The following is a 23,216-nucleotide window of genomic DNA, read 5'->3' as shown; positions in this document are numbered from 1 at the left end:
GGGCTCGGGTAGCCTCCGACCGTCTCGTCCTCACGGGCGGCGGGGGCCCCGGGCCGACGCTGCCCACGGCCCCGTAGCTCAGGGGATAGAGCATCGGTTTCCTAAACCGTGTGTCGCCAGTTCGAATCTGGCCGGGGTCACCGCAGAACACGCCGGTCACGGCGTCGTGGGCGATGCGTCGGCTGTCGGCCCGTGGTCTCCGTCTGGCGGACCAAACCGAACAAGCCGCGTCCATCCAGGCTCCTGAGTAGGGCGGAGCCGGTCGCCGCGGCTCAGGATGTCCTGTGACCTCACAGCCTCCCCTCTCTCCGACGGGCTTGTTCGTCATCGCCGGGTTCTGCCTGGCAGGCGGCATCGGGGTGCTCCTGACCTCCGACATGTCCGACGTCGGTCGCCGCGGCATCCCCCTCCCGGTGGTGGGCGGCCTGCTCGTCGCTCTCGCGGTCTTCTTCGCCGGCTACGCCGTCGTGGTGCGTCGAAGCAGGCGGTAGCGGGGCTGCGCGCTGCCACCCCGAGAGGGCTGACGGCCAGCGGTCCCCGGTAGAGGACCGGGTCCGGACCCACCAGGGGCTGCGAGCGAGCCGCGGGGGTGGACTGGTCAGGACGCGATGGACATCGCCTCGTCGGCCCACCCGACGAGGTGCGCCAGTGCCGTCCCCCGCTGGCGGTACAGGTGCTGCGCGTCGACGTCCTGGTGGTAGGCGCGCTGCTGGGTGCCACCGGCACGGGCGAGCATCAGCGGGAGCAGCCAGGCGTACTTGACGCACGAGGCCACGAGACCGAGCCGCGCCTCGGTGTCGGTGCCGGGCCAGCCGCTCGCGCGCAACCCTCGCAGGTAGGCCGGGAAGCAGGCGGCCTCCAGCTCGGCGAGCCTGTCGGCGGGCCAGAACAGGTCGAAGACCGCGTCGGGCAGCCAGTTGCCGAGGTCCTCGCCGACCGCGCCGTCGCCGGCGAAGGCCCAGTCGAGCAGGACCACCGTGCCGTCGGCGCGCCGCACGACGTTGCTGACCCACGCGTCCAGGTGGCTGGAGACCCTCGGGAGCTCCTCCATGACGTCGAGCAGGTCGCCGCGGTGGGCCAGCAGCCGCGCCCACCCGTCGCGCAGACCCTCCGGCCAGGTGGCGCGGACGAGCGGCTGCTCCCACGCGGCGTCGTCGTCGACCACCGTCAGGTCCCACGGGCGGCTGGTGGAGTACTCGCGCAGGAAGCGCTGCGAGGACCAGGGCCGGGACAACGGCGGCCGTCCCTGCCAGGGGCCCAGCGCGGCCGCGGTCGCCACGTGGTCGTCGAGGTCGAACGCCGGGCCGGGCGTACCGACGACATCTTCCAGCCACAGGGTCGCGCCGGCGTCGTGCTCGACCACCTCGGCAGCGGCCAGCCCGAGCCCGGTGCCCGCCAGGGAGGCGCGCAGGTCCTCGTCGCGGTAGACCTCGGCCTCACGGTGCCAGTAGTTCCAGTGCCCCGGGTCGGTCGAGGCAGCCCAGTGCCCCCCGCGCCACGGGCTCCCCCGGTCGGGTCGACGGAGCTCCTTGCGCACCCGGCTGCCGGTCGACGTCCGGACCCGCTCGACGACCAGCGTCGTCTGGTTGTCCGGGTTGTAGCGGAGCACCTCGGCGCTGCGGTCCCCGTCCACGAGCAGCAGTCTCCCCCGGGTATCAGCCACCACCCCGAGGGCGGCACGCAGATGGAGCGCCGTGCGGGCGGAGGGCAGGTGCCCGGTGACCGACCTTTGGTCGGTCTAGCTACCCGAGCCTCGCGGTCCTCGATCCTCGAACAGGCGACCCGTGGCGCGCTTCAGCCGGCGCCACCAAGGGCGGACGGCCACGGTCGTCACGCGGAACACCGCGAGGCTCGCGTCTCCGTCATCCGACCCGAAGCGACCCGCGTCCACGTCCTTGTGGAGCCGTCCGCACGGGCATTCGTCGCTCTGGTCGTCCCACAGCCTCACCATGCCGCCGCAGCGGACGCACCGCGCGTACAGGTCGCGCGCCAGGTGCCAGCCAAGTTGTGGATCCCGTCCGGGGGCAGGTTGGGCCGTTCTGAGCGAGCGCGTAGCCGTGGTCTTGCTGAGGGTCGACGTGTCTTCGACGGTCTCGGTGTAGCGGCAGGGCCGCTGCCGCACCGGCGCGATGGGGCCCCGGGGACGGCCGACGCGAGGAGCATCGTCATGACCGCACTACTCATCGGCTACGCACGGGTGTCCACCGACGGCCAGGACCTCACCGCGCAGCGCGACGGCCTCCAAGCCCTCGGCGTTCCCGCAAGCCGCGTCTACGTCGACCACGGCCTGACCGGCACCAACCGCGACCGGCCCGGCCTCAAGGAGGCCATGGCCGCCTGCCGCGAGGGCGACACCCTCGTCGTCACGAAACTGGACCGCCTGGCCCGCTCCCTGCCCGACGCCCGCAGCATCCCGGAGGAGCTCACCGTCCGCCAGGTGCGGCTGAGCCTCGGCGGCTCGGTGCACGACCCCCTCGACCCGGTCGGGCGGCTGCTGTTCAACGTCCTGGCCATGGTCGCCGAGTTCGAGGCAGACCTGATCCGGATGCGCACCCGCGAGGGCATGAAGGTCGCGAGGGCGAAGGGCCGGCAGCACGGGAGACAACCGAAGCTGTCCGCCAAGCAGGAGGCGCACCTGGCCGTCCTGGTGGCCACCGGTGAGTACTCCATCCTCGAGGTCGCTGAGCTGTTCAGCGTCGGCCGCTCGACGGTCTACCGGGCCGTCCACCGAGCGGAGGCCCGTGCCGGAGCTTCCGTCAGGAGCCGCTGACCCAGGGAGGGCAAGGACCACACGCGCTGTCGCGCGGCCGTCCCACCACTGACACTGATGTGGGACGGCGGCAGCACCTTGTCGCTCCGGCGCACGCATGTCCTCCTGCGGCGCCAGCCGTCGTCGGCAGCCCGTCGCCACCCGAGGATCGCTATCTGGGGATCGCCAGGTGGTCACGTCGAAGGGCTTACGGCCTCCTCAGGTAAGCCGCCTGCAGGAAGTAGGTGGCGGCACCGAGCGTGAGCACGACGGCAGCCACCGTGAACGGCAGGCTACGGAGGCTCCCGACGAAGGCGACAGCCAGCCAGCACGCCAGGGCTAGGACGGCGAAGAACGCGCCCTCTCGCAGTGCCCATGCGGGAGTCGCTGCGATTTGCCACCAGGGGCGAGAACTAGCCATGCGGCGAATCTAGGGGCGGCTGCGCACCCCGCCGCTGCTCACTACGACCGGCGGTGATCAGGCCAGCAGTGACGGCGTGCCCGTAGCCGATCGTCAGCGGTCAGCGGTCAGCGGTCAGCGGTCCCGACGGGCCGAGAAGGTTCCTCGCCGTGAAGCCGGCGGGAGAACCAGGCCGGGCGCTTTGGCCAGCGTTGCTCCCAACGCTCATGCAGCAGCAACGCCACTACCTCGGGGGTGTTGCGGCACGGCCAACTGCGGCCGCGACTCGCGGCCGCCGCGTCGAGAAGCCTGTCGAGCTCCTCCTGCTCGAGGACGGTCTCAGTGATGGTGATGAACCCAGGCCCGGCAGCCGCGGGAGCAAGCACGACCACGCGCCCATCCGACGTGAAGGCACCGCCATACTCGCCCTCGTCGAGACTGAGTGACTCTGCTGCGGCCTCGGCAGCCTCCACCGAGGGGAAGGCCCAGGCGTCGCCCCACTGATCAACGATCAGCAGCGGCGTGGGAAGCACATCACGGAGTGTGGCAGCGACCACCTGCCCCCGGCAGGGCCAATCCCAGCTGAGGATCGCCTACCTGGACGCCCTGATGAGGCGGGGACGGCTGGGTGTCACGATCGCGCCGTGGTCGACCTGCGCTCTCCTCTCGTGCAGCGCCTGGCGACGGTGGCGTTCGCCGTGTACCTGCTCGTGCTCGCCGGTGTGGCGTTCCTTCCCCTTCCGGGGTCGCCGGTTCCCGGCGCTGAAGGGCGGGTCGCAGTCAACCTGTCACTGTCGCGGCCGGACCTGCTCGGTGGGTGGGAGTCGCGGCGCAACGTCCTGATGACGGTGCCCTTCGGGCTGCTGCTGCCGCTGGTGGTGCGCTGGCGCTACGAGGCGATGGTGCTGGCGTGCGTCGGGGTCACGCTTCTTATCGAGACCGGCCAGCTGCTGGGTTCGCTGGCCGCAGGATGGGCGTGGCGCGCCTTCGATGTGGACGACCTGCTCAACAACTCGGTGGGTGCCCTGTTGGGCCTGGCCGCGACCGGCACGGTCCTGCTCCTGAGCCGGCGCCCGCGCGACCGTGGGTGGCGGCCGCCTCGGCTGCCGGTCTACCGGCTGGTGGCAGGGTTCCTGGCCGGAGGCCTGGTGGTCTGGGCCGTGTCGTCGACGGTGACCACCCCGCCGTTCGTGCCTCTGGTCGATGCGTGCGGCCAGCAGCCTGCCGGAGCGCTCACCGAGCTGCCCGGTGGGGTCAGCGTCTACGCCGTCGACGACGGCTCGCTGTGCGTGGGGGGCTCCGCGATCGGCTCGAGCACGATCCTGTCCGACGCAGCACCGGGAGTCGTGGTGACCGTGCAGGACGAGGGCGGCGGCGGGCTCGAGGTCGGCATCGCCGCGCCCGGCACCACGGATACCGTCGACGGGCGCGGGAACCCGGTGCGGACGTACGCGGTACAGGGCTCGCAACTTCTGGTGTGGACGGCGTCGCTACCCGAAGGCGATTGATCGCCAAGCATCCGGCGGAAAGCACCACCACGGGTGCACCGGTCACCGATCCCCAACTGGCGATCTCCCGCGGGACGGCCCCGCCCTTTGCGGTAACCGTCGACAGAAGCGGCGGACGTCGCCGGTAAGCGGTCGCTTCGTCGGAGACGCCGGGTCGGGGCCTAATCGCCCAGTTCGTGGCCTTCCCGCAGCTCGGGGGTGCCGGCCACGTCGCGACGCCTCACGTGGTCACGCCTCGAACGTCGTCCAACTTCCCTCGGAGACGACTTCGACACAGCCGTCGGCGACCGCGATGGCGGTCTGCTCGTCGATGGCGTAGGCCGGGAGACCGATGTCGCGCGCCCACCGCTGGGCCTCGGCGAGGGTGTTCGTCGGGAAAGCGTCCAGGTGCGGGAAGATCGAGAAGTCGACGAGGCCCAGGGTGCGGTCGTCCACCGCGCCTGACCACTCGACGAAGCGGGCCCCGACCCGGGGCGTCATCACCATGCTCCCGGCACTCACCCCGACCCAGACCGTGCCGGTCAACGAGGGCAGCAGATCCGCGAGCCCAGATTCGCGCATCCAGTGGCACAGGTACGTCGCGTCCCCGCCGTCGACCAGGAGCACGTCGGCGTCCTGCACCCACGGGAGCCACCTGTCGACGTCGATGGTGGGCAACGCCGTGAGCTCGAGGACACCGAGGGACGCCCAGCCCAGGCCGGCGAGGGATCGCCCACCCGGCTCGTCCGCGACGAAGCGCCTCACCGATGCCGGACCACACATCGGGTGGCCCCACTGTGCCGTGGGGACGGCGAGGGCGCGGCACTCGGCGATCGGCTTGCCCAGGAGGCGTACCAGCGCCGCGCGGATGCTCAGGTTCGTGACGCCGCCAGACGTCAGGAGCAGCTTCATAGAAATCCCCGAAGTCGAGTGAGTCTCCATCGCCATCGCAGACTCGGGCTGATGCTGGGACTCATCGCCGTCGACGGTTGCGACCAAGCCGGCAGCCAAGAGCCACTCAGGAAGCTGCTGCCGCTCCTCATGCCGAGCTCCCGCAGCGACGCCCCTGTCGTGTAGGCGCCCCGGTGCAGCGGTCCTGCTGGCTGCCGCTCGGGAAGCTGCGTGGCGGCTCAAGGCTGCCCAGTCTCCAAGGGCACGACGACCACCAGTCCCCTTCGTCAGTGAGGCGTCACGTCCCACTCGTCCATCGTTTACTGAGACGAGTCGGTGGTTCGCGGGGCAGCTGAGATTCATGCGCCCCGCATCGGGGTTCTTGCGTCCGGGGACCGCGCCTGCTTCGGGCGCGCTCTATCGGCCGGGCGGGTGCGATACGCCTTTTGCGACACGGTGTAGTCCATCCGGATGTCACCATCGATCTCGTGTCCCGCACCTCGCCATCGGTGGACCGGGCACGCCCGCGTCAGCGAGGTCGCTCGCGGTTCCTCCCTTGGTGGCCCCCCGTGGCGCTCGTTGCGGTGTTCGTCACGGCTGGCGTCCTGGCCTCCCTCACTGGTGCGAGGACAGCGGCCGAAGTCCCTGGCGCGCTGGTGTACCTCGCCATCGCGCTCGGGTCATACGCGGGCGGACTACAGCTCTACGTCGACCGCAGGACCACCCTGCACACGGCGAAGTTCTGGCACCCGTTCACCGTCGCCGGCCTGCGAAGCGCCGCGCCATGGTGGCTTTCCGCCGCCCTTGCACTCAGTGCTTCGTGGGCGCTCGACTCTGCGTGACGGGCGGGGTGGTGACCGCTATCGCCACTCCACGATCCCCATCCGGCGCGGCCCTGGTGAAGTGAGCGTGCGTGGCCCGCCTGGCGCTCACGCAGCACCCAGGATCGTGGAACCGTGGGCATGAGGACGACGTCTCAGCTGCATGAGGCGGCTGGTGACGGGCGTGGTGGCTGCACCGCTGATGGTGGCCGGCTGTGGGGACCCAACCACTCAGGCGATCTCCGGGGCGGCTAGCCAGCCGCCACAGACGGGGCCGGCAGCGTGGGGCGACGAAGTCACCACGCGGTACCCGGTGATGGTGATCGACGGCGGGGACGGGGCCGAGCTGTGTCCGGGCGGGGTCGGAGAGTCGTTGCCGCCGCAGTGCGGCGGGCCGGAGCTGATCGGGTGGGACTGGACCGACCATGACGGCGACTACGAGAGTGCCTCAGGGGTGAGGTTTGGCGACTTCCAGGTCACTGGCACGTTCGACGGCACTGACCTCACGGTCACCGACGCGGTCCCCGCCGACGAGTGGACCGATGCCGGGTCCGTGACCGACGTGGACTTCGCCTCGCCGTGCCCGGAGCCACCCGGCGGGTGGCCGGGCGAACCGATGCCCTGGTCCGCAGAGGACATTGTCTTCACGGCAGCCCAGCAACGCTCGGACTACGCGGGCGGTTGGGTGACGCACCGAGACCCCCGGGACGCGTACGAGCTTGACCGGGCGTTGACGGATGACCCGGAGGCGACAGTCCTTCCGCCGGTCGTCAACATCAGGGTCACCGGTGACCCTGCGGCCGCCGAGGCGGAGCTGAGAGAGGTGTGGGACGGCCCCCTCTGCGTGACCACCGCCGAGCGCACCGAGACGGAGCTCAGAAGAATTCAGGACGAGGTGACCACGAGCGTCGCCAGCATGCTGTCCGCCGGCGTCGACGTCCTGACCGGCACCGTGCAGCTAACGGTCACCTACGACGACGGCGCCCTGCGGTCTGAGCTCGACGGACGCTACGGCGACGGGGTCGTCCAGGTCATCTCAGCCCTGGTGCTGGCCGGGTGACCCAACGTCTTGCGATACGCCGGCTACCTCATTGACCCACCCCGGCCGGGAAGCCTCCTCCGACCTTCTGCAAGCCGACCGCCGGTGACGGCGCCGGCCCTCGAGGCCCGGCTCAGCGGTCCCGCAGGGGATGGCTCACCGAGTCGCTGCCTCGGTCCCTGCTGCGGCGAGTCAGTCTCTAGATGACCCGACGCGGAGCAGATTGCCGCTGCAGTCCACGACAGCGAACTCACGCATGCCGTAGTCGGTGTCGACCAGCGGCTCTAGGCGGCTACCGGTCGCCGGCTCGGGGACCACGAGCTCGACCCAGGCGTCGTAGAGCAACTGGGCGTCGTCGACGAACGCGTAGCAACTGCCAGCCGTCCTGAGCGGATCGACGTCCGGCGCACGGACGAAGTGCAGTTCGAGCCCGCCCCGCCCGATGATCAGGTAGTCCCACTCCTCCGGCGACGCCCCGCGGTTCTCGAACCCCAGGACGCGGTAGAAGTCGAGCGTCTCGCGCAGGTCGCGGCTCGGCAGGATGGGCACTGTCCGCTCCGCCACGACCCCGCACGCTACGCCGTCGAGCACAGCCGTTCGAGCAGCGTCCGGCAGCTCACGAGGTGAGGTCCACGGGCTGCAGACCCCGGTAGCGAACGGCACGACGCGTTGCACCCGCCCCGTGTGCCGTCGCTTGAGGTACGCGGGCCACCAAGGTTCCGACCCTGTGTGGCGACTGTCGGACCAGCCGAGAAGACCACGCGGCTCCAGGCGCGGCGACCGGCTGATGCGGCGCCCCGTGCCGGTGCCGGCTCCGGGCGTCCAGCCGTCAGGCCAGCACCCGGCACGGAGTCATGAAAGCCAGTTGGGCGTGTCGGGCCCTGCCGGCCGAGCCTGGGCCCACCGGTGGTCGAGGAAGACGGCCCCAACGGTCGCGACAGGCGCCCACACGCCGGGGCGGCACCGGGCGGCACCGCCCTGAAGTGCGCCGGCCGTGGACCACCCGCCCGGGCGACTGAGAGCGACCGGCGCCGGGACGGACAACCGTCGAGGGGACGGTTCCAGGCTTGGGCCGCTCTTGGGGGTCTGTAAGCCGCGAGTCCCACTCGGCGATCCCCGGGTCGGCGACGCGGCTCGGTCACGGTGCGGCCTAGCGTTACGCCGTGACCTGGTCGAGCTCCGACCTCCACGTCGTCCACCTGCCGTCAGGTCGAAAGATCCGAGCACGCGCCCTCCGGCGCCTCCCACCGGTCGGTCCGGTCCCGAATTTCGGGCTCTACCTGCTGGCACGGCAGCCCTCGCAGGCTCCATGGCCCTCGCGGTGGGTCCGCTGGCGCGACTTCCGCGTCCCGGCCAACGAGGCCGACGCTTGCGAGGCGCTCGTAGAGGCCTGGCGCCGGGCGTCCACCGAACGGGTGGAGGTGGCGTGCGGCGGCGGAAGGGGACGCACGGGCACCGCCTTGGCGTGCCTAGCGGTTCTTGACGGCATCCCTCCGACAGCCGCCGTCGCCTGGGTGCGCCGCAACTACGACCCGAAAGCGGTCGAGACTCCCTGGCAGCGCCGGTGGGTGTTCCGCTTCGCGAACGCCGGACCCACGAACCGGTAGCCGATAGACGACCGGCTACCAGGTGAGCCGCGCCCCCGCCCGTGGGGCTGCCGGCGGATGGGCCTGGCCATCCCCCAGGGGATCGCCAATTGAAATCCGTTGCCGCACGGCCCTTGCTGTCCTCCAGCACGGCAGCGAGGCCCGCGCTGGCGCACGCGCTCGAAGGGTCATAGGCCGGTCGGTCGAACGCACCTCAACGCACCCCCGTCGACACGTTCCCTGCAGCAGGATGGTCTTGTGTTCCCGTCGTCACCTGGCCACCACGGCCACTCGTCATCACTGGCATGAGCCAGGCTTCATGGGTGACGCGTGCGGTGCGGGGATCGGCCGCCTCTCTGAAGACGCTGCTGCTGGCCCTCGTCGGGTCTGCGGTGCTGTTCGCCGTTGGGCTCGATATGGCTGCACAGGAGGTGGCAGTCCACTACAAGGGACAGTCGGCCGACGTCGTCGTCATCGGTGAAGCCGAGGGGTCTCGAGGCGTGCCGCTACTCGAGGCGCGCTACGTGGACGACACCATCTGGCCCGCACCGGTGTCACTCGACGTTCCCCGTGACCAGCCTCACGCCCTTGGTGACGCGATCCGTGTCAGGTACGCCACCGGAAATCCCAGCCTCCTTCGCGCCGAAGAGGAGAGCCCCCTCGGCGGCCTGGCCCTCGCCGCCGCACTGATGCTGCCGGTCCTCGTCGTTGTCACGGTACTTCTGCCACTCCAATTGGTCCCGCATCGGCGGGCACGCCAGGGCCATCAGCAACGTGTGGCCAGCGAGCCGTTGTAAGACTCGATAACCGCGACCAGGCCCTCGCGGACCCATGGCCCTCGCCTGACCCGCGGCCCGCGGCCCGCAGCCCGCAGCCCGCAGCCCGCAGCCCGCAGCCCGCAGCGTCGCGGGAAACGATGGCCGTCCCATTAGCGGACCGGCTCCCGGCGACGGAGCGAGCCACGAAACAACCGCCGGCGGACGTGGCCACCCCGTCCCGCTGACGGATCGCCAGCTGGGGATCCCCTGCGGGACGGCGGGGCCGGTGTCACGCGACCTGCTCCTCAGCCGCTGTCCGTCGCCGGTAGACGGTCGGCTACCTGAACAACAGCCCTCTCCGGCTGGCTCTCTCTAGACTCGACGCGTCCGCCGAGGCCGCTGCGCCTTGCCCACCAGACCTGCCCCGGCCATGGCGTCGGCGTGCCGCGTGGAGAGTGTTTGGCTTGACAGCTTCTAAGCTTCGCCGCAAACCGAGTCTGCTGCGTGTGCTCACCGGTTTTTCCCTGTGTGCGCTCTGCCAGGCGGTTGCTTTCCTTGTCCTAGACGGTGCATGGGCCTTTGTCGTGACGATGATCGGGAACGCAGCATTTCTAGCCGGCCTCTAGCCCCGGCGAGCTTCAGCGGGTTCCGAATAAGCATGCCCTGGTCGTGAGCCACCAGTGCGTCCGTAGCGAATGTGAGGGTGCAGCTCGTCGCCCGCCAAGGCGCTGTAAGGCCGTCGGCTACCGGGAGCCTGTGGTGTTGCCACCGACCAAAGTTGGTCCGTGGTCCCTTGCGGGGGCCGTCTCTGCCTCATGCGCCCGGACTGGCGAACCGGGGGGAATTTCGTCCGTCCGCGGCGGAGCAGCCCTCACACTTGGTGTGTGCCCCCCGTGACTCTCCGCCGTTGGTCCAACTTCGGGGCTGGCATCTTCATCAGCTTCGGCGTGCTGGCTCTAGCGGTCGGTCTCGACATGCTCATGCTTCGAGCACCCGACCCGGATTACCCGCGGCACACAGTCGCGGCGGCGCTGATGGAGTACGGCCTCTGGATGATCGCTATCAGCGTCCTCGCCCTCAGCTTGCTCACGCGTCCCCGCGTCGAAGCCGCGCACGACCGCCTGGTTGTTCGCAACGTCTTGACCGACACCGTCGTCCCGCGGGCCGCCTACGTGGGGCTCGTCAGCGGTGCGGCCGGCTGGCTGAAAATCCGGACTAGCACCGGGAACTTGTACGCCTGGGGGCTGGAGGAGCAGAAGTTCGCCGGGCCGCCCGTTGAACGAGCCCTGCTCCCGGTCTCGTTCCTCGACGGAGACCCCGCTGGCTCCAGTGCTCAGATCAGGCGCCGCCTACGCCGGCCGGAGTGGTACGAAGTGCTTCTCTGGCTCTCATGGGCGGCTTACGTCCTGGCTTCGCTGGCAACCGGGGGTCCAGCGGCCTGACTAGGTCGCCGGATCGTTGCTGGGGGCAACGGACGGGGCTGGGTCACCTGACGAGTCCCGGCTGAGGATCCCCGGGTGACGGCGAGGCTCGGTCGTGGGCAGGGCGCCCCAGCTTCTGTCCGTCGCCGGTGGACGGTCGTCTATCGAAACGGCCGTCTGAGCGCTGCAAGTTGGCCTCCGGCGATCGGCCATCGGGGCGTCCTCGCGCAGTTGGCCCCCTGTTGCTCACCAGAGCGGGACGATCAGTCCATGCGCGCCAGCACCCACGAAGCCGTCCGACGAACTTCGGTGCGTCCTCCCGATGTGCTGTGGTTCCCGTTCGCGGTGCTTGTCCTGCTTGGCGTAGGGACGACGTTGACCGGGATCGTCTACCTGACGACCGTCGTGAGCAGCTTGGTGACCGGCGACCCTGGTCTGCAGTGGCAGGCGCTTCCCTACGGCATCGGCGTACTGGGCCTGGGCCTCGGGGCCCTGAGTGGCGCAGTCGCCCTCTGGCGTCAGCGATGGCGAGCTCGAGTCATGGCCTGGGTGGTCCTACCCCTGTTCGTCGCAGCAGGTGCTGTGGACCACCTCGTGGTGAACGACATGTGGGGCCTGCGAGTCAACCCCTTCGTTGCTCTCCTCCTGCTCCTCCCGGCTGTCGCCTGGGCGGTGTTCCTCCTTCCTTCGGTCCGCAGGTACTACCAGCTCCAGAGCGGCTGACACCGGTTCCCACCAGTTCGCCCGAAGGCCGCGACCGACTGGGCGAACGCCAGCATCGGGGCCGCCTCACGGGGCTCCTCAGTTGTCCGACGCCCGGCTCGACAACGCACCACCCCGAATAGGGAGACAGGACGAAGGACCGTGCAGCCCAACCCGCCCCACCGCCGGCCCGCCCGGGCCGGCCACGCGATGAGGTGGCGCCGCCGGCGGACCTACGTGGTGGATCTCGACACCAGCGCAGTCCCTGAGTACGCCGCCCCGGCCGCGTCCGAGGTCGACGCCTTCTACCGGACGGTCCTCGCCACCCTGCGGCCCGACGCCACCCAGGTCGTCGCCGATCTCCTCGGCCGCACCGGCCCGCTTCCGCCCGCTGCACGAGAGGCCGCCTTCACGCTGCACCGGCTCAACCGGCCCAGCCTCTTGACGACTGTGCATCGGAACCCCTTCCAGGCAGTCGTCGTCAACGACTCCGATCCCACCCAGTGGGGGTTGCTCCTGACGATCGCGCCCCACGCGAGCTATCTGTGCCTGCAGGGCGGCGGCCTGTTCGGTGAGCTGTTCACTTCCGCAGGCACCCTGTCCAGCGTCCGCGCGCATCTCCTGCCCGAGCAACATCAGCGGGTCGAAGCCGCGCTGGCCGCAGTCGCCGCTCCAGCCCTCATTCCCCGTCGCCGGTAGCGGGTCGGTGTCTGGGACTCACGGTGACCCGTGATCGAGTGAGACGATGAGCCGTCCGACTTCGGTGACGACCGCCCCTCGTCGCCGGTTGACGAGGAGAGCTCATGCGTTGGTCGGAGCAGGATCGCGCGGATTTCGCGATCGCGATGGGCGAGTCCTTCGCCGCTGCCGTCTGCCCGCCGGTGCCGGTCGCCGACGCCTCGCCGCAGGAGTGCTGTGAAGCGGTCCGACTCGCGTTGGGGGTTCAGGTGACGCCCGTCGTGCTAGCCGCTGTGGATGCGACACGGCTGGACAGCATCGCCGCAGCCTTCGGGCAGTGGTTCGAAACCGACCCGCCCTCGAGGAGTCAGGTGGAGGCAGGTGTCGCAGCGACGCTCGCACGTTGGCCCGCTGAGTAGGCCATCTGAGGCGTCAGTGGCGTAGGCACCTGGCCGTCCCACGCGGGATCCCCTGCGGGACGACCGGACGAGGTCACTGCGGGACGCCGCTCACCGCCGCCCCGTCGCCGGCAGGCGGTCCTCTACCGGGGGCCGTTCGACAGATTCCGTGTCAGCGACCCTGCGGCGCCTCGTCGCCATGCGCTCAGGCAGCCGATGGGTGACATCTCGCCACTCGGGCAAAAGGCCGCCAGCGGTGCCCCATGATCTCGTCGTGGACGCCCCGTCGCCGAAGGCCAGTTGGGCCGCCCAGCTGCCCGGCGGCCCGCCGCTGCGTGAAGAGCTAGCTCGGCTGGTTGACTCCGACGGGGGAAACGACCCTGCCGAGAACGGGTACTTCGAAATCGCCAACGACCCGCAGTTTGTCGCGATCGAGCGGGCGCAGCGCAGGTTCAAGGCGCAGCTGCGTCGCAGGTTGAGGCATCGCCGTTCCAAGGCGAATGGTCGAGACCCGGAGTAGTAGGCGGCTCCGACGCTCAAACGGGGCGTGGCTCGCGAGCACTGCGCCTCCCAGTCGCCGATCGGCCACTGGCCAAGAGCACAGCCGGCTACCGGCGCAAGAGGCGCCGCTAATTCAGACGCTGACGACCTCGAGAAGGACCTCAAGGCCACGGAGGTCAGCAGCGTTGCGGGTGTAGAGCCGTGCGTCGTGGGCGTGAGCCGTCGCTGCGATGAGCAGGTCCATCGTCCGCGCTCGGGGCTGACGGCCTGCGGCAACCACCGCAGCGGCCAGACGGCCGTAGCTGGCGGCCACCGCCTCATCGACCGGCAGCGCGTCGAAGCTCTGCTGCAACCGCGACAGTCGGCGCAGCCGCTCGGCACGCACGGCAGGATCGGTGGCGACCAGGACGCCGAAGTGCAGCTCGGACAACGTGACGGCACTGACGGCCAGCTCGCCCTCCAGCGGCTGGACGTCGGCGGCGATGACGACGGAGGTGTCGAGCAGCGCTCTCACTGGGTGGGGTGCCAAGGATCGCGCAGGTCGTCATCGAGACGGTTCCGATCGGTGTCCCACTGCAGATCGGCGGGCCCGTCGAAGAGGTCGGCGACGTCGGTCCAGGAGCGCCAGGCTCGCGGGCTCACCGGCACGAGGCGGGCGCTCGGTCGACCGGCAACAGTGATGAGCACCTGCTCACCGCCCTCGACGCGTCGCAGCAGCTCGGAGGCCTGCTGGCGCAGCTCGCGCAGTCCGATCGTGGTCACAGGCCCAGTGTTGCACAAGTGCTACACGCCGAAGCAGCGCTCGTCACCGGTTGTGGATGCCCAGGGGACGACCAGGCGTGGCCGTGCCCGCGGCGTCCCCTACGGCTCGGAATGGTCACCCAGCGCATAGCAACCAGCGATTGGGCGGGAGCCGGATGTGCCCGCGTACCGGCGATCGGGTGAGGAGGCGCCGCCAGCACTCCAGAACGGGCTCGAGTAGTCGACATCCGGAGCGACCTTTTACTACCACAAAGACGGAGCCTCGTGAAGAACGCCTTCTACGCCATTTTGCTCATGCTGCTGATCGGAGTCAGCAGCGGGTGCGGCGACAGTGGAAGTACAGGTAACGCAAGCACCGGAAGCAGCGGCTCCTCGTATTTAGAGTCCTGTCGTCAGTGGAACTCCGACCACCCGGAGCAGTACACAGATCCCGAGCAGTGCGCGGCTGACGCGGAGCAGATGGCGTCTGACGCCGTCGACTACCTCTCCGAGAACCCCTAAGAGGCGCGGCGCCTGCAAGTGACGCGGGCTGCAGTCCTGCCCCGCATAGCTCCATACAGTTCAAAGGACCACTACTGAAGGGTGCGTCGACATCATACAATTGATTCTTGCCCTGGTGGGTGTATTGCTGATCGCCGTTGTCGCCTACATCGGTTTCATGCTGCTCATGCTGCCTTTCGTCTTGTTCTACGACGCGACCGGGCCAGCCGGTGTAGCCGTGGTTGGCGCGTTGTTGGTCGGCCTGGCCGTTTGCAAGTGGCTCGTGTACCGCAACCAGCCCCGGCAGCGTGCTCGCGCCCGCGCCATGAAGGCGGAGCACGACCCGGCGCGTCGGGAGGCTCTTCGCGCCGGTTGGCGGGCGGAGGAGGCCGCAGAATTCGATAGGCAGGTAGCTAAGCGGGAGGCTGCGGCCCTCCTAGCGGCTGAGGACGCGGCGAAGGAAGCGCAAGCGGCTGCACGGAAGATCGCCCAAGAGGACGCGGCGAGGCGCGCCCGGACTCAGCGGGAGTTGGTCAAGCTGCGGGCGGCCAGGGTCGTCTCGGCGACGGGGACGCCGGACGGCAACGCAAGGCCGTGAGCCGCAGATCGCAGCCGCCGTCCCGGCGCCACCACCAGCCCAAGCTGAGCGCGCGTCCACGGTCCCAATGTTGCCCCGTCGGATCGGACCGATAGCCGACCGCCTACAGGGTGACGGCCGACGGCTTAGGCGTGGACGCCTAGCACCAGGCGCAGCCGTCCCACGGGGGATCCGCCGCCGGGGCGGCTGCGCCGAAGCGCGATCGCTCAGTCGCAGGTGGCTCCGCCTTGGCCGCTGCGGGGCGGACGAGCGGGTGTGAGTTGCGTTCGGTGCACCCGGTCTTGAGCCGGTCACGCGCGCGGGGGTAGGAGAGACTGCTTCGGTGGTGTCCTTCCTCGCGAACCCAGGGAGGTCGGCTACGTCGCCCGACGGCGCCACGTGGCATATCCGGTTGGTGCGTGGCAACGCGAAGCAAGGTTGGCCTTTGACGCGCCGGTTGGACCGTTTGAATCTGTTCAACGGCGACTGGTGGGTGTTTGTCGTCTGGGCCGTTGTCGGGATGGTCGAGGGGCTCCCACAGCTCGGGCGCTGGTTCCTCTACCGCGTCCAGCGACGGAGCGACTGGCGGGTGCTCGTCTGGCGCGGAGATGAGGATGACGTCTGGCGGGCGGCGATCGTCGACGAGCGTTACCCGGACAAGGCATCGGCGGCTGCTGCAGCGATGCTTCTCCTAGGGTCGATCAGAGCCGGCACGGGCGTCCGGCTTGCGCCGCCATCCTCTGTGGCGTAGTTCGTTCACCGGCTAGCAACCCTCTGTCGGGAATCTGCTGGTCAGGCGCCTGGCGGACCCTCTCCCGCACTCAACCGTCCCGATAGACCCGTCCGGTCACCGTTCCGGGACGGGGGCGTCATACGGCGACGCCGCTCCCGCGGTCACGCTGGCCACGCCGGCCACCGGCGCCCCTCCATGCACTGCGTCGACGGGAGTGCAGTCGGCCCTTCAGCGCGGCCGAGACGTTCGCGGTAGCTCTGGCGCGCGGCTGACGCAGTCCGTAGCGACCGAGCCGCCGGTCACCGAGCCCCATCGCGTGGGCGGTTCGACCGAGCCCTGGGGAACGAGCCGGCGGCGGCCATCCACAGCAGGCCGACGTACACGAAGAAGATCATGAAGAGCGCGACGGACGCCGCGGCGTACACCGCTCCCAGCACGCCCAACGGCCACCTCATCGCTGAGCGGTCGGCCAGGAGCGCGGCGGCGAGGCCGGGCAGGGGTAGCAGCACGAAGACCACCGCCTCCGTGGTCCCGTACGGCAGTGCAGCCTCGGCGTTCAGCCCGACCATGCCGACGCTGAGCGCCATCAGGCCCCAGCCGGCTGCACGTCGCAGGCGAGGACGTGGGACCTCGTGCTCCCCAGGCTCCGCCGCGGCACCGGACATGCTCGGGACGGTAACCGCGAGGACACGCCTGGACCAGCACCGACAGCACCGCGCACGACCGTCCGGCTCACCCCGCCCTGCACAACCCAGCCGTCCAGCTCGCTGACCACGCGGCGGGGGCAGTGGGCCAAGCCCGCTACGGCTCCGGCGGACCGCGCACGCCGGCCGGCTGATGCATACGCCCACGACACGTGCCGCTGCCTAGCATCGGCCGGGTGCGCGTGCTGGTCCTGGAGGACGAACCCCTGATGGCCGACGCCATCCGCACGGGGCTGCGGCTGGCCGCCATCGCCGCCGACGTGGCCGGGGACGGGGACGCCGCCCTGGAGCTGCTGGGCCACACCACCTACGACGTCGCCGTGCTCGACCGGGACGTGCCCGGCCCGTCCGGCGACGAGGTGGCCCGGCACATCGTCGCCTCGGGCAGCGGCACCCCGGTGCTCATGCTCACCGCGGCGGACCGGCTGGACGACAAGGCGAGCGGCTTCGAGCTGGGCGCGGACGACTACCTCACCAAGCCGTTCGAGCTGCGCGAGCTCGTCCTCCGTCTGCGCGCCCTCGACCGGCGCCGCGCGCGGCCGCGGCCGCCGGTGCTCGAGGTCGCGGGCCTGCGCCTGGACCCCTTCCGCCGCGAGGTCTACCGCGACGGCCGCTACGTCGCCCTCACCCGCAAGCAGTTCGCCGTCCTGGAGGTCCTCGTCGACGCCGGGGGCGGGGTGGTCAGCGCCGAGCAGCTGCTCGAGCGCGCCTGGGACGAGAACGCCGACCCGTTCACCAACGCCGTGCGCATCACCGTGTCGGCGCTGCGCCGGCGCATGGGCGAGCCGTGGCTCATCGCCACCGTGCCGGGGGTCGGCTACCGGATCGACGTCCCGGACGACCCGGACCAGCACGACCACCGGGACCGGGACGACGACAGGGACCGAGACCCTGATCGCGGCGGCGGCGGGGACGGGCGCCGGCCGCGTGGCTAGGGCGCGGGGGCCGAGCGTCCGGCTCCAGCTCGCCCTTAGCTACGCCGGCTTCCTCATGGTGGCCGGGGTCCTCATGGTCGCGGTGGTCTGGGTGTTCCTGCTGCGCTACGTCCCCGACCAGGCGATCACGGTCCCGGGCGGACCCGGCTCGGTCGACAGCCGCATCCCCTCGCCGGGGCTGTTCGTCCCCGGCCGCGACGACCTGTGGGACGCCTTCGCCCCGCGCGCGGCCGTCGCGCTGCTGGCCCTGCTGGGGTTCGGCCTGGTCGGCGGCTGGTTCCTGGCCGGGCGGGTGCTGGCACCGCTGGACCGGCTCACCGAGGTGGCCCGGGGCGCGGGCAGCGGCTCGCTGTCGCAGCGGGTACGCCTGCCCGGCCGGCAGGACGAGCTCCGCGAGCTCGCCGACGCCTTCGACGCGATGCTCGACCGGCTCCAGGCCCACGTCGCGGAGCAGCAGCGGTTCGCCGCCAACGCCTCGCACGAGCTCCGCACCCCGCTCGCGGTGGTGCGCACGCTGCTGGACGTCGCCCGCGACGACCCCGACCTGGACACGGGGCAGCTGCTCGACCGGCTCCGGACCGTCACCGACCGCGCCGTCGACCTCACCGAGGCGCTGCTCGCGCTCAGCCGCGCCGACGCCGGGCCGGTGCCGCAGGAGCCGGTCGACCTGTCCCTGGCCGCGGAGGAGGCCGTCGAGCAGCTCCTCCCCCTGGCGGCCTCACGGGGCGTCACGCTGGAGGTCACCGGCGGGCGGGCCGTGGCGCCCGGCTCCCCCGCCCTGCTGCTGCAGCTGGTGACGAACCTCGTCCACAACGCCGTGGTGCACAACCTCCCCGAGCACGGCACCGTCACGGTCAGCACGAGCTCTTGCAGCACGGACGACGACCGCGACGGCGGCCGCGGCGCGACGAGCAGCACCGTGGTGCTGACCGTGGAGAGCACCGGCGAGGTGCTGGACCCCGACCTGGTGGCCACGCTCACGGAGCCGTTCCGCCGGGGCGCGGGACGCGTCCGCGCCGACCACGCAGGGGTCGGGCTCGGCCTGGCGGTCGTCGACCGGGTGACCGCCGCCCACGGGGGGACCCTCAGCCTGCGCGCCCGGCCCGGCGGCGGCCTGGTGGTCGTCGTCCGCCTGCCCGCGGCGACCGCAGAACGCTGAGCGCCACCGCCGAACCCTGCCCTCAGGCGGCCGCGCGTGCCTGGACGAGCAGCTCCTCGGAGACGTCCCACAGCCGGCGCGCGGCCACCGGGTCGAGGGCGTGGGGAAGCACGCCCGACAGCCCGCGCAGCTGCGGCACGACCTCCGCCTCCTGGCAGTCCTCGAAGTAGCGGCCGCCGATGCCGGCCACCTGCGGGTGGGCGGCGAGGAACACCGACGTCGCGGCACCCTGCTCGGTCGTCTTCATCCGGAACACCCCGGCGGCCTCGGCATGGGCGGCCTGCTGCTCGGCGGCGGCGCGCTGCTCGGGGCTCCAGTGCCGCTGCAGCGGCGTCCAGATGCCGCCGGGCATGAGGGCGTTGGCGGTCACCCGGTCCTCGGCCCAGCGGCGGGTGGCCTCGACGGCGAACAGGACGTTGGCCGTCTTGGACTGCCCGTAGGCCAGGCCCGGGGAGTACTCGCGGCGCTCGAAGAACAGGTCGTCGAACACCACCGGCGACGCGGCGTGGCCGCTGGAGGACACCTGCACGATGCGGGCGTCGCCCGCCGCGGCGAGCGCGCCGTGCAGGCCGGTGGCCAGCGCGAAGTGGCCGAGGTGGTTGACGCCGAGCTGGGTCTCGAAGCCCTGCACGGTCGTCCCGTGCGGGGTGTCCATGACGCCGGCGTTGCCGACGAGGACGTGCAGCGGTCCCTGCCAGGCGGCGGTGAAGGCGTCGACCGTGGCCAGGTCGGCGAGGTCGAGGTGGGCGACGGCGACGTCGTCGCAGCCGGAGGTGGAGGCGATGTCGGCGGCCACGCGGTCCCCCGCGGCGGTGTCGCGCACCGCCAGGGTCACCTGGGCCCCGGCGTGGGCCAGGGCGCGGGCGGTCTCGACGCCGATGCCGGAGGCGGCACCGGTGACGACGGCGCGCCGGCCGGTGAGGTCGACGCCCTGGACGACCTCCAGCGCGGTGGTGGTGGGTCCGAAGCTGTTCGTGATGCGGCTCATGCGGCCACCATAGCAACTAACTGGTTGGTTGCTCATAGGGTGGGGCCGTGAAGGACGGGGACCGGAGCAGGGCACGGCTGCTGGACGCGGCGACGGTGGAGTTCGCGGCGTACGGCATCGCCGGCGCCCGGGTGGACCGGGTGGCCGCGGCCGCCGGCGTCAACAAGGCGCAGATGTACGGCTGGTACGGCTCCAAGGACGGCCTCTTCGACGCGGTCCTCGGCGTCCACCTGCACCGCATCGTCGACGTGGTGCCGTTCACGGCGTACGACCTGCCCGGGTACGTCGTCGCGCTCTACGACTCCTACCTCACCGACCCCGAGCTGGTCCGGCTCGCCAGCTGGTACCGCCTGGAGCGGGTGCCGACAGGACCGCTCCTGGCCGCCTATCCGGGCATCGCCGACGACAAGCACGCGGCCCTCGCGAAGGCCCAGGCCGAGGGCCGCATCGTCGACGGCATCCGGCCGGACGAGGTGTACGCGCTGCTCGTCGCCCTCGCCGGCACCTGGTCGCCGGTGAGCGCCACGCTGACCGCGACCGCCGCCGACGGGGAGGCCGAGCACGAGCGCCGCCGGGCCGTGCTCAGGGGCATGGTCCAGCGCTCCCTCGTCCCGCCCGCCGGGGACCGCCCCGCCAGGAGCTAGGGCGCGGGGGCGGGGGACGCCCCGAGGCGCTGCAGCAGCCCGGCGCGGTCCGCCACCCACGCGACGAGGTCCTCCGGCGGCATCGGCCGGCCGAGGTGGTAGCCCTGGACGTAGTCGCAGCCCAGCCGCCGCAGCGCCTCCAGCTGCCCGGCGCCCTCGACGCCCTCCGCGACCGCGCTGAGGCCGAGGCCGTGGGCCAGCTGCACGCACGAGGCGACGATGGCGTCGTCGGCGTCGCTGCGCCCGAGCCCCGCCACGAACGACCGGTCGATCTTCAGCTCGTCGACGGGGAACTGCTGGAGGTACGTGAGGCTCGCGTAGCCGGTGCCGAAGTCGTCGACGGCGATCCCGACGCCGAGCTCCCGCAGGGCGAGCAGCGTCGTCCGGGCGGCGTCGGGGTCGACCATGAGCGCCGTCTCGGTCACCTCGAGGACGAGCTGGCCGGGGTCCACCCCGTGGCGGCGCAGCGCGGTGCCGACGTCGGCCGGCAGGGACGGGTCGGTGAGCTGGCGGGTCGACAGGTTGACCGACACCTGCACCCGGCCGAGGCCCTCGGTCCGGTCCCAGACCGCGACCTGCGCGAGCGCGGCGTCCAGGACCCACCGGCCCAGCGCGTGCACCAGGCCCGAGCGCTCGGCCGCCTCGATGAACACCCCGGGCGGCAGCAGGCCGCGCTCCGGGTGCTGCCAGCGGACCAGCGCCTCCACGGCCGTCGACGCGCGCCCGTCCAGGTGCACCAGCGGCTGGTAGTGCAGCCGCAGCTGGCCCTCCTGGATGCCGCGGCGCAGCTCGCCGAGCAGGCGCAGGTGGTCCACGGCGACGACCTGCTCCTCGGGCACGTGCAGGGCGATGCCGTCCCGGCCGCGCGCCTTGACCCGGTGCCGGGCCAGGTCGGCGCCGCGCAGCAGCCCCGCACCGTCGACGTCCCCCGGCCGCCCGGCGCAGACGCCGATGCTCGCCGAGACCACGACCTCGACGTCGTCGACCAGCAACGGGTCCTCCAGGGCTCGGGCGACGCGGGCGGCCAGGGCGAGCGCCGGGGGCCCGCTGTCCGCGACCGGTGCGAGCGTGTCGGCGACGAGGAACTCGTCGGCACCGAGCCGGGCGAGCACGGCGCCGGAGCGCACCACCGAGCGCAGCCGGCGGGACACCTCGACGAGCAGCTGGTCGCCCGCGGCGTGCCCGAGGCTGTCGTTGACGGAGCTGAAGTGGTCCAGGTCGACGAGCAGCGCGACGACCGGGGCGCCGCCGGGAGAGGCCGTGACGAGGGCGTCGAGGCGCTCGCGCAGGTGGTCGCGGTTGAGCAGCCCGGTGAGCTGGTCGTGGGTCTCGAGCTGGCGGACCTCGTGCTCGGCCTCGGCCCGGCGCTGCTCGGCGGTCTCGGCCTGCTGCAGGGTCGCCACCACGCGACCCTCGTAGGCGCGGCGCTCGTGCGCGCTGAGCACGACGACGCGCAGCTCGGCCTCCCTGCCCGGGGACGGCGGGCGGCGCGAGGCGCTGAGCAGGGCCGGGCGGCGCGAGCGGTCGGCCGCGACGACCTCGACCATGAGCTCGGCGAGGTGCCCGTCGGTCACCAGCCGCGGCATGGCGTGGGTCGCCATCAGCAGGCGGTCCCCGACGGGCAGCAGCCGCCCGAACGACGACCCCACCAGGCCCTCCCGGGTGTGGCCGGTCCAGGCGAGGAACGTGTCGTTGACCCGCGTGATGCAGCCGTCGTCGTCGGTGGTGAGGTAGCCGCACGGGGCGTCGAGGAACAGCGCCTCGTAGCCGTCGGCCGCGTCGGCCGAGGAGGTCGCGCCGGTCGGAGGGGTCGTCACGTCAGCCGACGAAGTCGACGAGGGCCCGGGCCGTCTCCTCGGGCGCGCTGACGTGGGGGCAGTGGCCGCTGGCCTGCATCCGCAGCAGCGTGCTGCCGGGGATGGCGTCGTGGACGTACCGGACGGCCGACGGCGGGGCGAGGGCGTCGTGGCGGCACTGCAGGGTGAGGGCGGGGACGCCGAGGACGGGCAGCACGTCGCGGTGGTCGCACGTGAACAGCACCCGCGCGAAGTGGGCGGCGACGCCGGGGTCGCTCCGGCTGAACGACGCCGTGAGCTTCTCCCCGAGCTCGGGGCGCTCCGGGTTGCCCATGACCATCGGCGCCATGGAGGCGGACCAGGCCAGGTAGTTGTGGCGCAGCGAGGCGAGCAGCTCGTCGACGTCCTCGACGGAGAACCCCCCGGTGTAGCCGGTGGCCTCGTCGTCCAGGTAGCGCGCGGAGGGCGCGACGAGCACGACGCCGGAGGCGACCGACGGGCGGGCCGCGGCGGCCAGGGCGACGACCATCGCGCTCACGCTGTGGCCGACCAGGGTGACGCCCTCCAGGCCCAGGGCGTCGCACACGTCGAGCAGGTCCCGCGCGTGCCCGTCCAGCGTGCCGTGGCGGCTGCGGTCGTAGGCGGCGTCGGCCCGGCCGCAGCCGGCCAGGTCGTAGCGGACCACCCGGTACCGGCCGCCCAGGTGGTGCAGGACGGGACCCCACATCTCCTGGTCCGAGCCGTAGCCGTGGAGCAGGACGAGCGTGGGCAGCGTCTGCGACCCGGTCACCGTGACGTGGTGGCGCGCGAGCACGGCGGCAGCCGTCGACGTCACGGGCGTGCTGTGGACCGGCATGGACGACCTTCCTCCGACGGGACGCACCGGGGAGGGTTCGGCAGGGCCGCGACGCCGGGTGAGCCCCGGGCCGCCCGCAGCCGCGGCACGTCACCCGCTCGGACCAGCGCCGGCGCGCCGCCCGCCCGGGGCCTGCGCGGCCCGTGACCGG

27 protein-coding genes and 1 tRNA gene are annotated in these 23,216 nt (G+C 71.7%); 18 read left to right on the top strand and 10 right to left on the bottom strand.

The features are described from left to right. Positions 1-67: 67 nt before the first annotated feature. Both WCS02_RS04685 and WCS02_RS04680 read left to right on the top strand, forming a co-directional pair. Positions 68-140 (top strand) — tRNA-Arg (locus WCS02_RS04685). Between the two features lie 144 nt (positions 141-284). Beyond that, positions 285-491, top strand: coding sequence for a hypothetical protein (locus WCS02_RS04680; protein WP_340290430.1), 207 nt, complete (start codon positions 285-287; stop codon positions 489-491). A 107-nt stretch (positions 492-598) separates the two neighbouring features. Here WCS02_RS04680 and WCS02_RS04675 read toward each other — a convergent pair whose 3' ends face one another. Continuing rightward, positions 599-1,663, bottom strand: a complete 1,065-nt coding sequence (locus tag WCS02_RS04675; RefSeq protein ID WP_340290428.1) for a hypothetical protein — start codon at positions 1,661-1,663, stop codon at positions 599-601. Between the two features lie 504 nt (positions 1,664-2,167). Between WCS02_RS04675 and WCS02_RS04670 the strand changes: the two genes are divergently transcribed. Continuing rightward, entirely contained in the window at positions 2,168-2,770 is a 603-nt protein-coding gene (locus WCS02_RS04670) for a recombinase family protein (RefSeq protein ID WP_340290426.1), read from the top strand. Between the two features lie 507 nt (positions 2,771-3,277). Here WCS02_RS04670 and WCS02_RS04665 read toward each other — a convergent pair. Beyond that, a complete protein-coding gene (locus tag WCS02_RS04665) occupies positions 3,278-3,682 on the bottom strand; it encodes a hypothetical protein (RefSeq protein WP_340290424.1) in 405 nt (134 codons plus the stop codon). Between the two features lie 111 nt (positions 3,683-3,793). On the opposite strand from WCS02_RS04665, the gene WCS02_RS04660 reads away from it, so the two are divergent. Then, positions 3,794-4,657, top strand: a complete 864-nt coding sequence (locus tag WCS02_RS04660) for a VanZ family protein (protein WP_340290422.1) — start codon at positions 3,794-3,796, stop codon at positions 4,655-4,657. A 228-nt stretch (positions 4,658-4,885) separates the two neighbouring features. On the opposite strand, the gene WCS02_RS04655 is transcribed toward WCS02_RS04660, so the two are convergent. Beyond that, entirely contained in the window at positions 4,886-5,548 is a 663-nt protein-coding gene (locus tag WCS02_RS04655; protein ID WP_340290420.1) for a Type 1 glutamine amidotransferase-like domain-containing protein, read from the bottom strand. Positions 5,549-6,096: 548 nt separating this feature from the next. On the opposite strand from WCS02_RS04655, the gene WCS02_RS04650 reads away from it, so the two are divergent. After that, positions 6,097-6,369, top strand: a complete 273-nt coding sequence (locus tag WCS02_RS04650; protein WP_340290418.1) for a hypothetical protein — start codon at positions 6,097-6,099, stop codon at positions 6,367-6,369. 154 nt (positions 6,370-6,523) lie between these two features. Then, positions 6,524-7,408, top strand: coding sequence for a hypothetical protein (locus tag WCS02_RS04645; RefSeq protein ID WP_340290415.1), 885 nt, complete (start codon positions 6,524-6,526; stop codon positions 7,406-7,408). A gap of 171 nt (positions 7,409-7,579) precedes the next feature. Here WCS02_RS04645 and WCS02_RS04640 read toward each other — a convergent pair whose 3' ends face one another. Beyond that, entirely contained in the window at positions 7,580-7,951 is a 372-nt protein-coding gene (locus WCS02_RS04640; RefSeq protein ID WP_340290412.1) for a bleomycin resistance protein, read from the bottom strand. A gap of 599 nt (positions 7,952-8,550) precedes the next feature. Here WCS02_RS04640 and WCS02_RS21155 point away from each other — a divergent pair. The 7 genes from WCS02_RS21155 (at position 8,551) to WCS02_RS04610 (ending at position 13,450) form a co-directional block, all read left to right on the top strand. Then, complete coding sequence (locus tag WCS02_RS21155) at positions 8,551-8,994, top strand: protein-tyrosine phosphatase family protein (protein WP_376983598.1); 444 nt, start codon at positions 8,551-8,553, stop codon at positions 8,992-8,994. A 302-nt stretch (positions 8,995-9,296) separates the two neighbouring features. Then, a complete protein-coding gene (locus tag WCS02_RS04635; RefSeq protein WP_340290409.1) occupies positions 9,297-9,770 on the top strand; it encodes a hypothetical protein in 474 nt (157 codons plus the stop codon). Between the two features lie 845 nt (positions 9,771-10,615). Next, positions 10,616-11,173, top strand: a complete 558-nt coding sequence (locus WCS02_RS04630; RefSeq protein WP_340290407.1) for a hypothetical protein — start codon at positions 10,616-10,618, stop codon at positions 11,171-11,173. 249 nt (positions 11,174-11,422) lie between these two features. Then, on the top strand, positions 11,423-11,875 hold the full coding sequence (locus tag WCS02_RS04625) for a hypothetical protein (RefSeq protein ID WP_340290405.1): 453 nt from the start codon (positions 11,423-11,425) through the stop codon (positions 11,873-11,875). A gap of 219 nt (positions 11,876-12,094) precedes the next feature. After that, entirely contained in the window at positions 12,095-12,553 is a 459-nt protein-coding gene (locus WCS02_RS04620) for a hypothetical protein (protein ID WP_340290402.1), read from the top strand. Between the two features lie 104 nt (positions 12,554-12,657). Further along, positions 12,658-12,951, top strand: a complete 294-nt coding sequence (locus WCS02_RS04615; protein ID WP_340290399.1) for a hypothetical protein — start codon at positions 12,658-12,660, stop codon at positions 12,949-12,951. A gap of 253 nt (positions 12,952-13,204) precedes the next feature. Beyond that, positions 13,205-13,450 carry a hypothetical protein gene (locus WCS02_RS04610; protein ID WP_340290396.1) on the top strand — a complete coding sequence of 82 codons (246 nt, stop codon included), beginning with the start codon at positions 13,205-13,207 and terminating at the stop codon, positions 13,448-13,450. Between the two features lie 114 nt (positions 13,451-13,564). Here the strand turns inward: WCS02_RS04610 and WCS02_RS04605 are convergent, their stop codons facing one another. After that, positions 13,565-13,945: a type II toxin-antitoxin system VapC family toxin gene (locus WCS02_RS04605; RefSeq protein WP_340290393.1), complete on the bottom strand. Its 381-nt coding sequence runs from the start codon at positions 13,943-13,945 to the stop codon at positions 13,565-13,567. Then, the gene (locus WCS02_RS04600; protein WP_340290390.1) at positions 13,942-14,193 is read right to left on the bottom strand and encodes a type II toxin-antitoxin system Phd/YefM family antitoxin; all 252 of its coding nucleotides are present in this window, start codon (positions 14,191-14,193) and stop codon (positions 13,942-13,944) included. Before WCS02_RS04600 ends, WCS02_RS04605 begins: the two co-directional genes overlap by 4 nt. Positions 14,194-14,794: 601 nt before the next feature. Between WCS02_RS04600 and WCS02_RS04595 the strand changes: the two genes are divergently transcribed. Further along, a complete protein-coding gene (locus WCS02_RS04595; protein ID WP_340290387.1) occupies positions 14,795-15,271 on the top strand; it encodes a hypothetical protein in 477 nt (158 codons plus the stop codon). Positions 15,272-15,593: 322 nt separating this feature from the next. Then, entirely contained in the window at positions 15,594-16,001 is a 408-nt protein-coding gene (locus tag WCS02_RS04590; RefSeq protein WP_340290384.1) for a hypothetical protein, read from the top strand. A gap of 281 nt (positions 16,002-16,282) precedes the next feature. Here the strand turns inward: WCS02_RS04590 and WCS02_RS04585 are convergent, their stop codons facing one another. Next, positions 16,283-16,648 (bottom strand): hypothetical protein, encoded by a 366-nt coding sequence (locus tag WCS02_RS04585; RefSeq protein WP_340290381.1) that lies wholly within the window; start codon positions 16,646-16,648, stop codon positions 16,283-16,285. Between the two features lie 215 nt (positions 16,649-16,863). Here WCS02_RS04585 and WCS02_RS04580 point away from each other — a divergent pair, with 215 nt between their 5' ends. Beyond that, a complete protein-coding gene (locus WCS02_RS04580; RefSeq protein ID WP_340290379.1) occupies positions 16,864-17,622 on the top strand; it encodes a response regulator transcription factor in 759 nt (252 codons plus the stop codon). Beyond that, positions 17,615-18,781, top strand: coding sequence for a sensor histidine kinase (locus tag WCS02_RS04575; protein ID WP_340290376.1), 1,167 nt, complete (start codon positions 17,615-17,617; stop codon positions 18,779-18,781). The genes WCS02_RS04580 and WCS02_RS04575 overlap by 8 nt, the downstream gene beginning before the upstream one ends. A gap of 22 nt (positions 18,782-18,803) precedes the next feature. On the opposite strand, the gene WCS02_RS04570 is transcribed toward WCS02_RS04575, so the two are convergent. Next, complete coding sequence (locus WCS02_RS04570) at positions 18,804-19,769, bottom strand: SDR family NAD(P)-dependent oxidoreductase (RefSeq protein ID WP_340290373.1); 966 nt, start codon at positions 19,767-19,769, stop codon at positions 18,804-18,806. Positions 19,770-19,816: 47 nt separating this feature from the next. On the opposite strand from WCS02_RS04570, the gene WCS02_RS04565 reads away from it, so the two are divergent. Continuing rightward, positions 19,817-20,413, top strand: a complete 597-nt coding sequence (locus tag WCS02_RS04565) for a TetR family transcriptional regulator (RefSeq protein ID WP_340290370.1) — start codon at positions 19,817-19,819, stop codon at positions 20,411-20,413. On the opposite strand, the gene WCS02_RS04560 is transcribed toward WCS02_RS04565, so the two are convergent. Together WCS02_RS04560 and WCS02_RS04555 are read right to left on the bottom strand one after the other, a co-directional pair. Further along, a complete protein-coding gene (locus WCS02_RS04560; RefSeq protein ID WP_340290367.1) occupies positions 20,410-22,230 on the bottom strand; it encodes a putative bifunctional diguanylate cyclase/phosphodiesterase in 1,821 nt (606 codons plus the stop codon). The genes WCS02_RS04565 and WCS02_RS04560 overlap by 4 nt on opposite strands. 1 nt (position 22,231) lies before the next feature. Continuing rightward, on the bottom strand, positions 22,232-23,065 hold the full coding sequence (locus WCS02_RS04555) for an alpha/beta fold hydrolase (RefSeq protein ID WP_340290364.1): 834 nt from the start codon (positions 23,063-23,065) through the stop codon (positions 22,232-22,234). Positions 23,066-23,216: the final 151 nt, after the last annotated feature.

This window comes from Aquipuribacter hungaricus (genome assembly GCF_037860755.1).
Taxonomy (GTDB): Bacteria; Actinomycetota; Actinomycetes; order Actinomycetales; family JBBAYJ01; genus Aquipuribacter; species Aquipuribacter hungaricus.
Note: the sequence above shows the minus strand (reverse complement) of the source record. Positions and strands in the feature narration are given on the sequence as shown.

Coding starts and splice junctions, on each gene's coding strand:
- WCS02_RS04670 (WP_340290426.1), top strand. CDS start 2,168: ATGACCGCACTACTCATCGGCTACGCACGGGTGTCCACCGACGGCCAG.
- WCS02_RS04655 (WP_340290420.1), bottom strand. CDS start 5,548: ATGAAGCTGCTCCTGACGTCTGGCGGCGTCACGAACCTGAGCATCCGC.
- WCS02_RS04625 (WP_340290405.1), top strand. CDS start 11,423: ATGCGCGCCAGCACCCACGAAGCCGTCCGACGAACTTCGGTGCGTCCT.
- WCS02_RS04615 (WP_340290399.1), top strand. CDS start 12,658: ATGCGTTGGTCGGAGCAGGATCGCGCGGATTTCGCGATCGCGATGGGC.
- WCS02_RS04585 (WP_340290381.1), bottom strand. CDS start 16,648: ATGTCCGGTGCCGCGGCGGAGCCTGGGGAGCACGAGGTCCCACGTCCT.
- WCS02_RS04570 (WP_340290373.1), bottom strand. CDS start 19,769: ATGAGCCGCATCACGAACAGCTTCGGACCCACCACCACCGCGCTGGAG.
- WCS02_RS04555 (WP_340290364.1), bottom strand. CDS start 23,065: ATGCCGGTCCACAGCACGCCCGTGACGTCGACGGCTGCCGCCGTGCTC.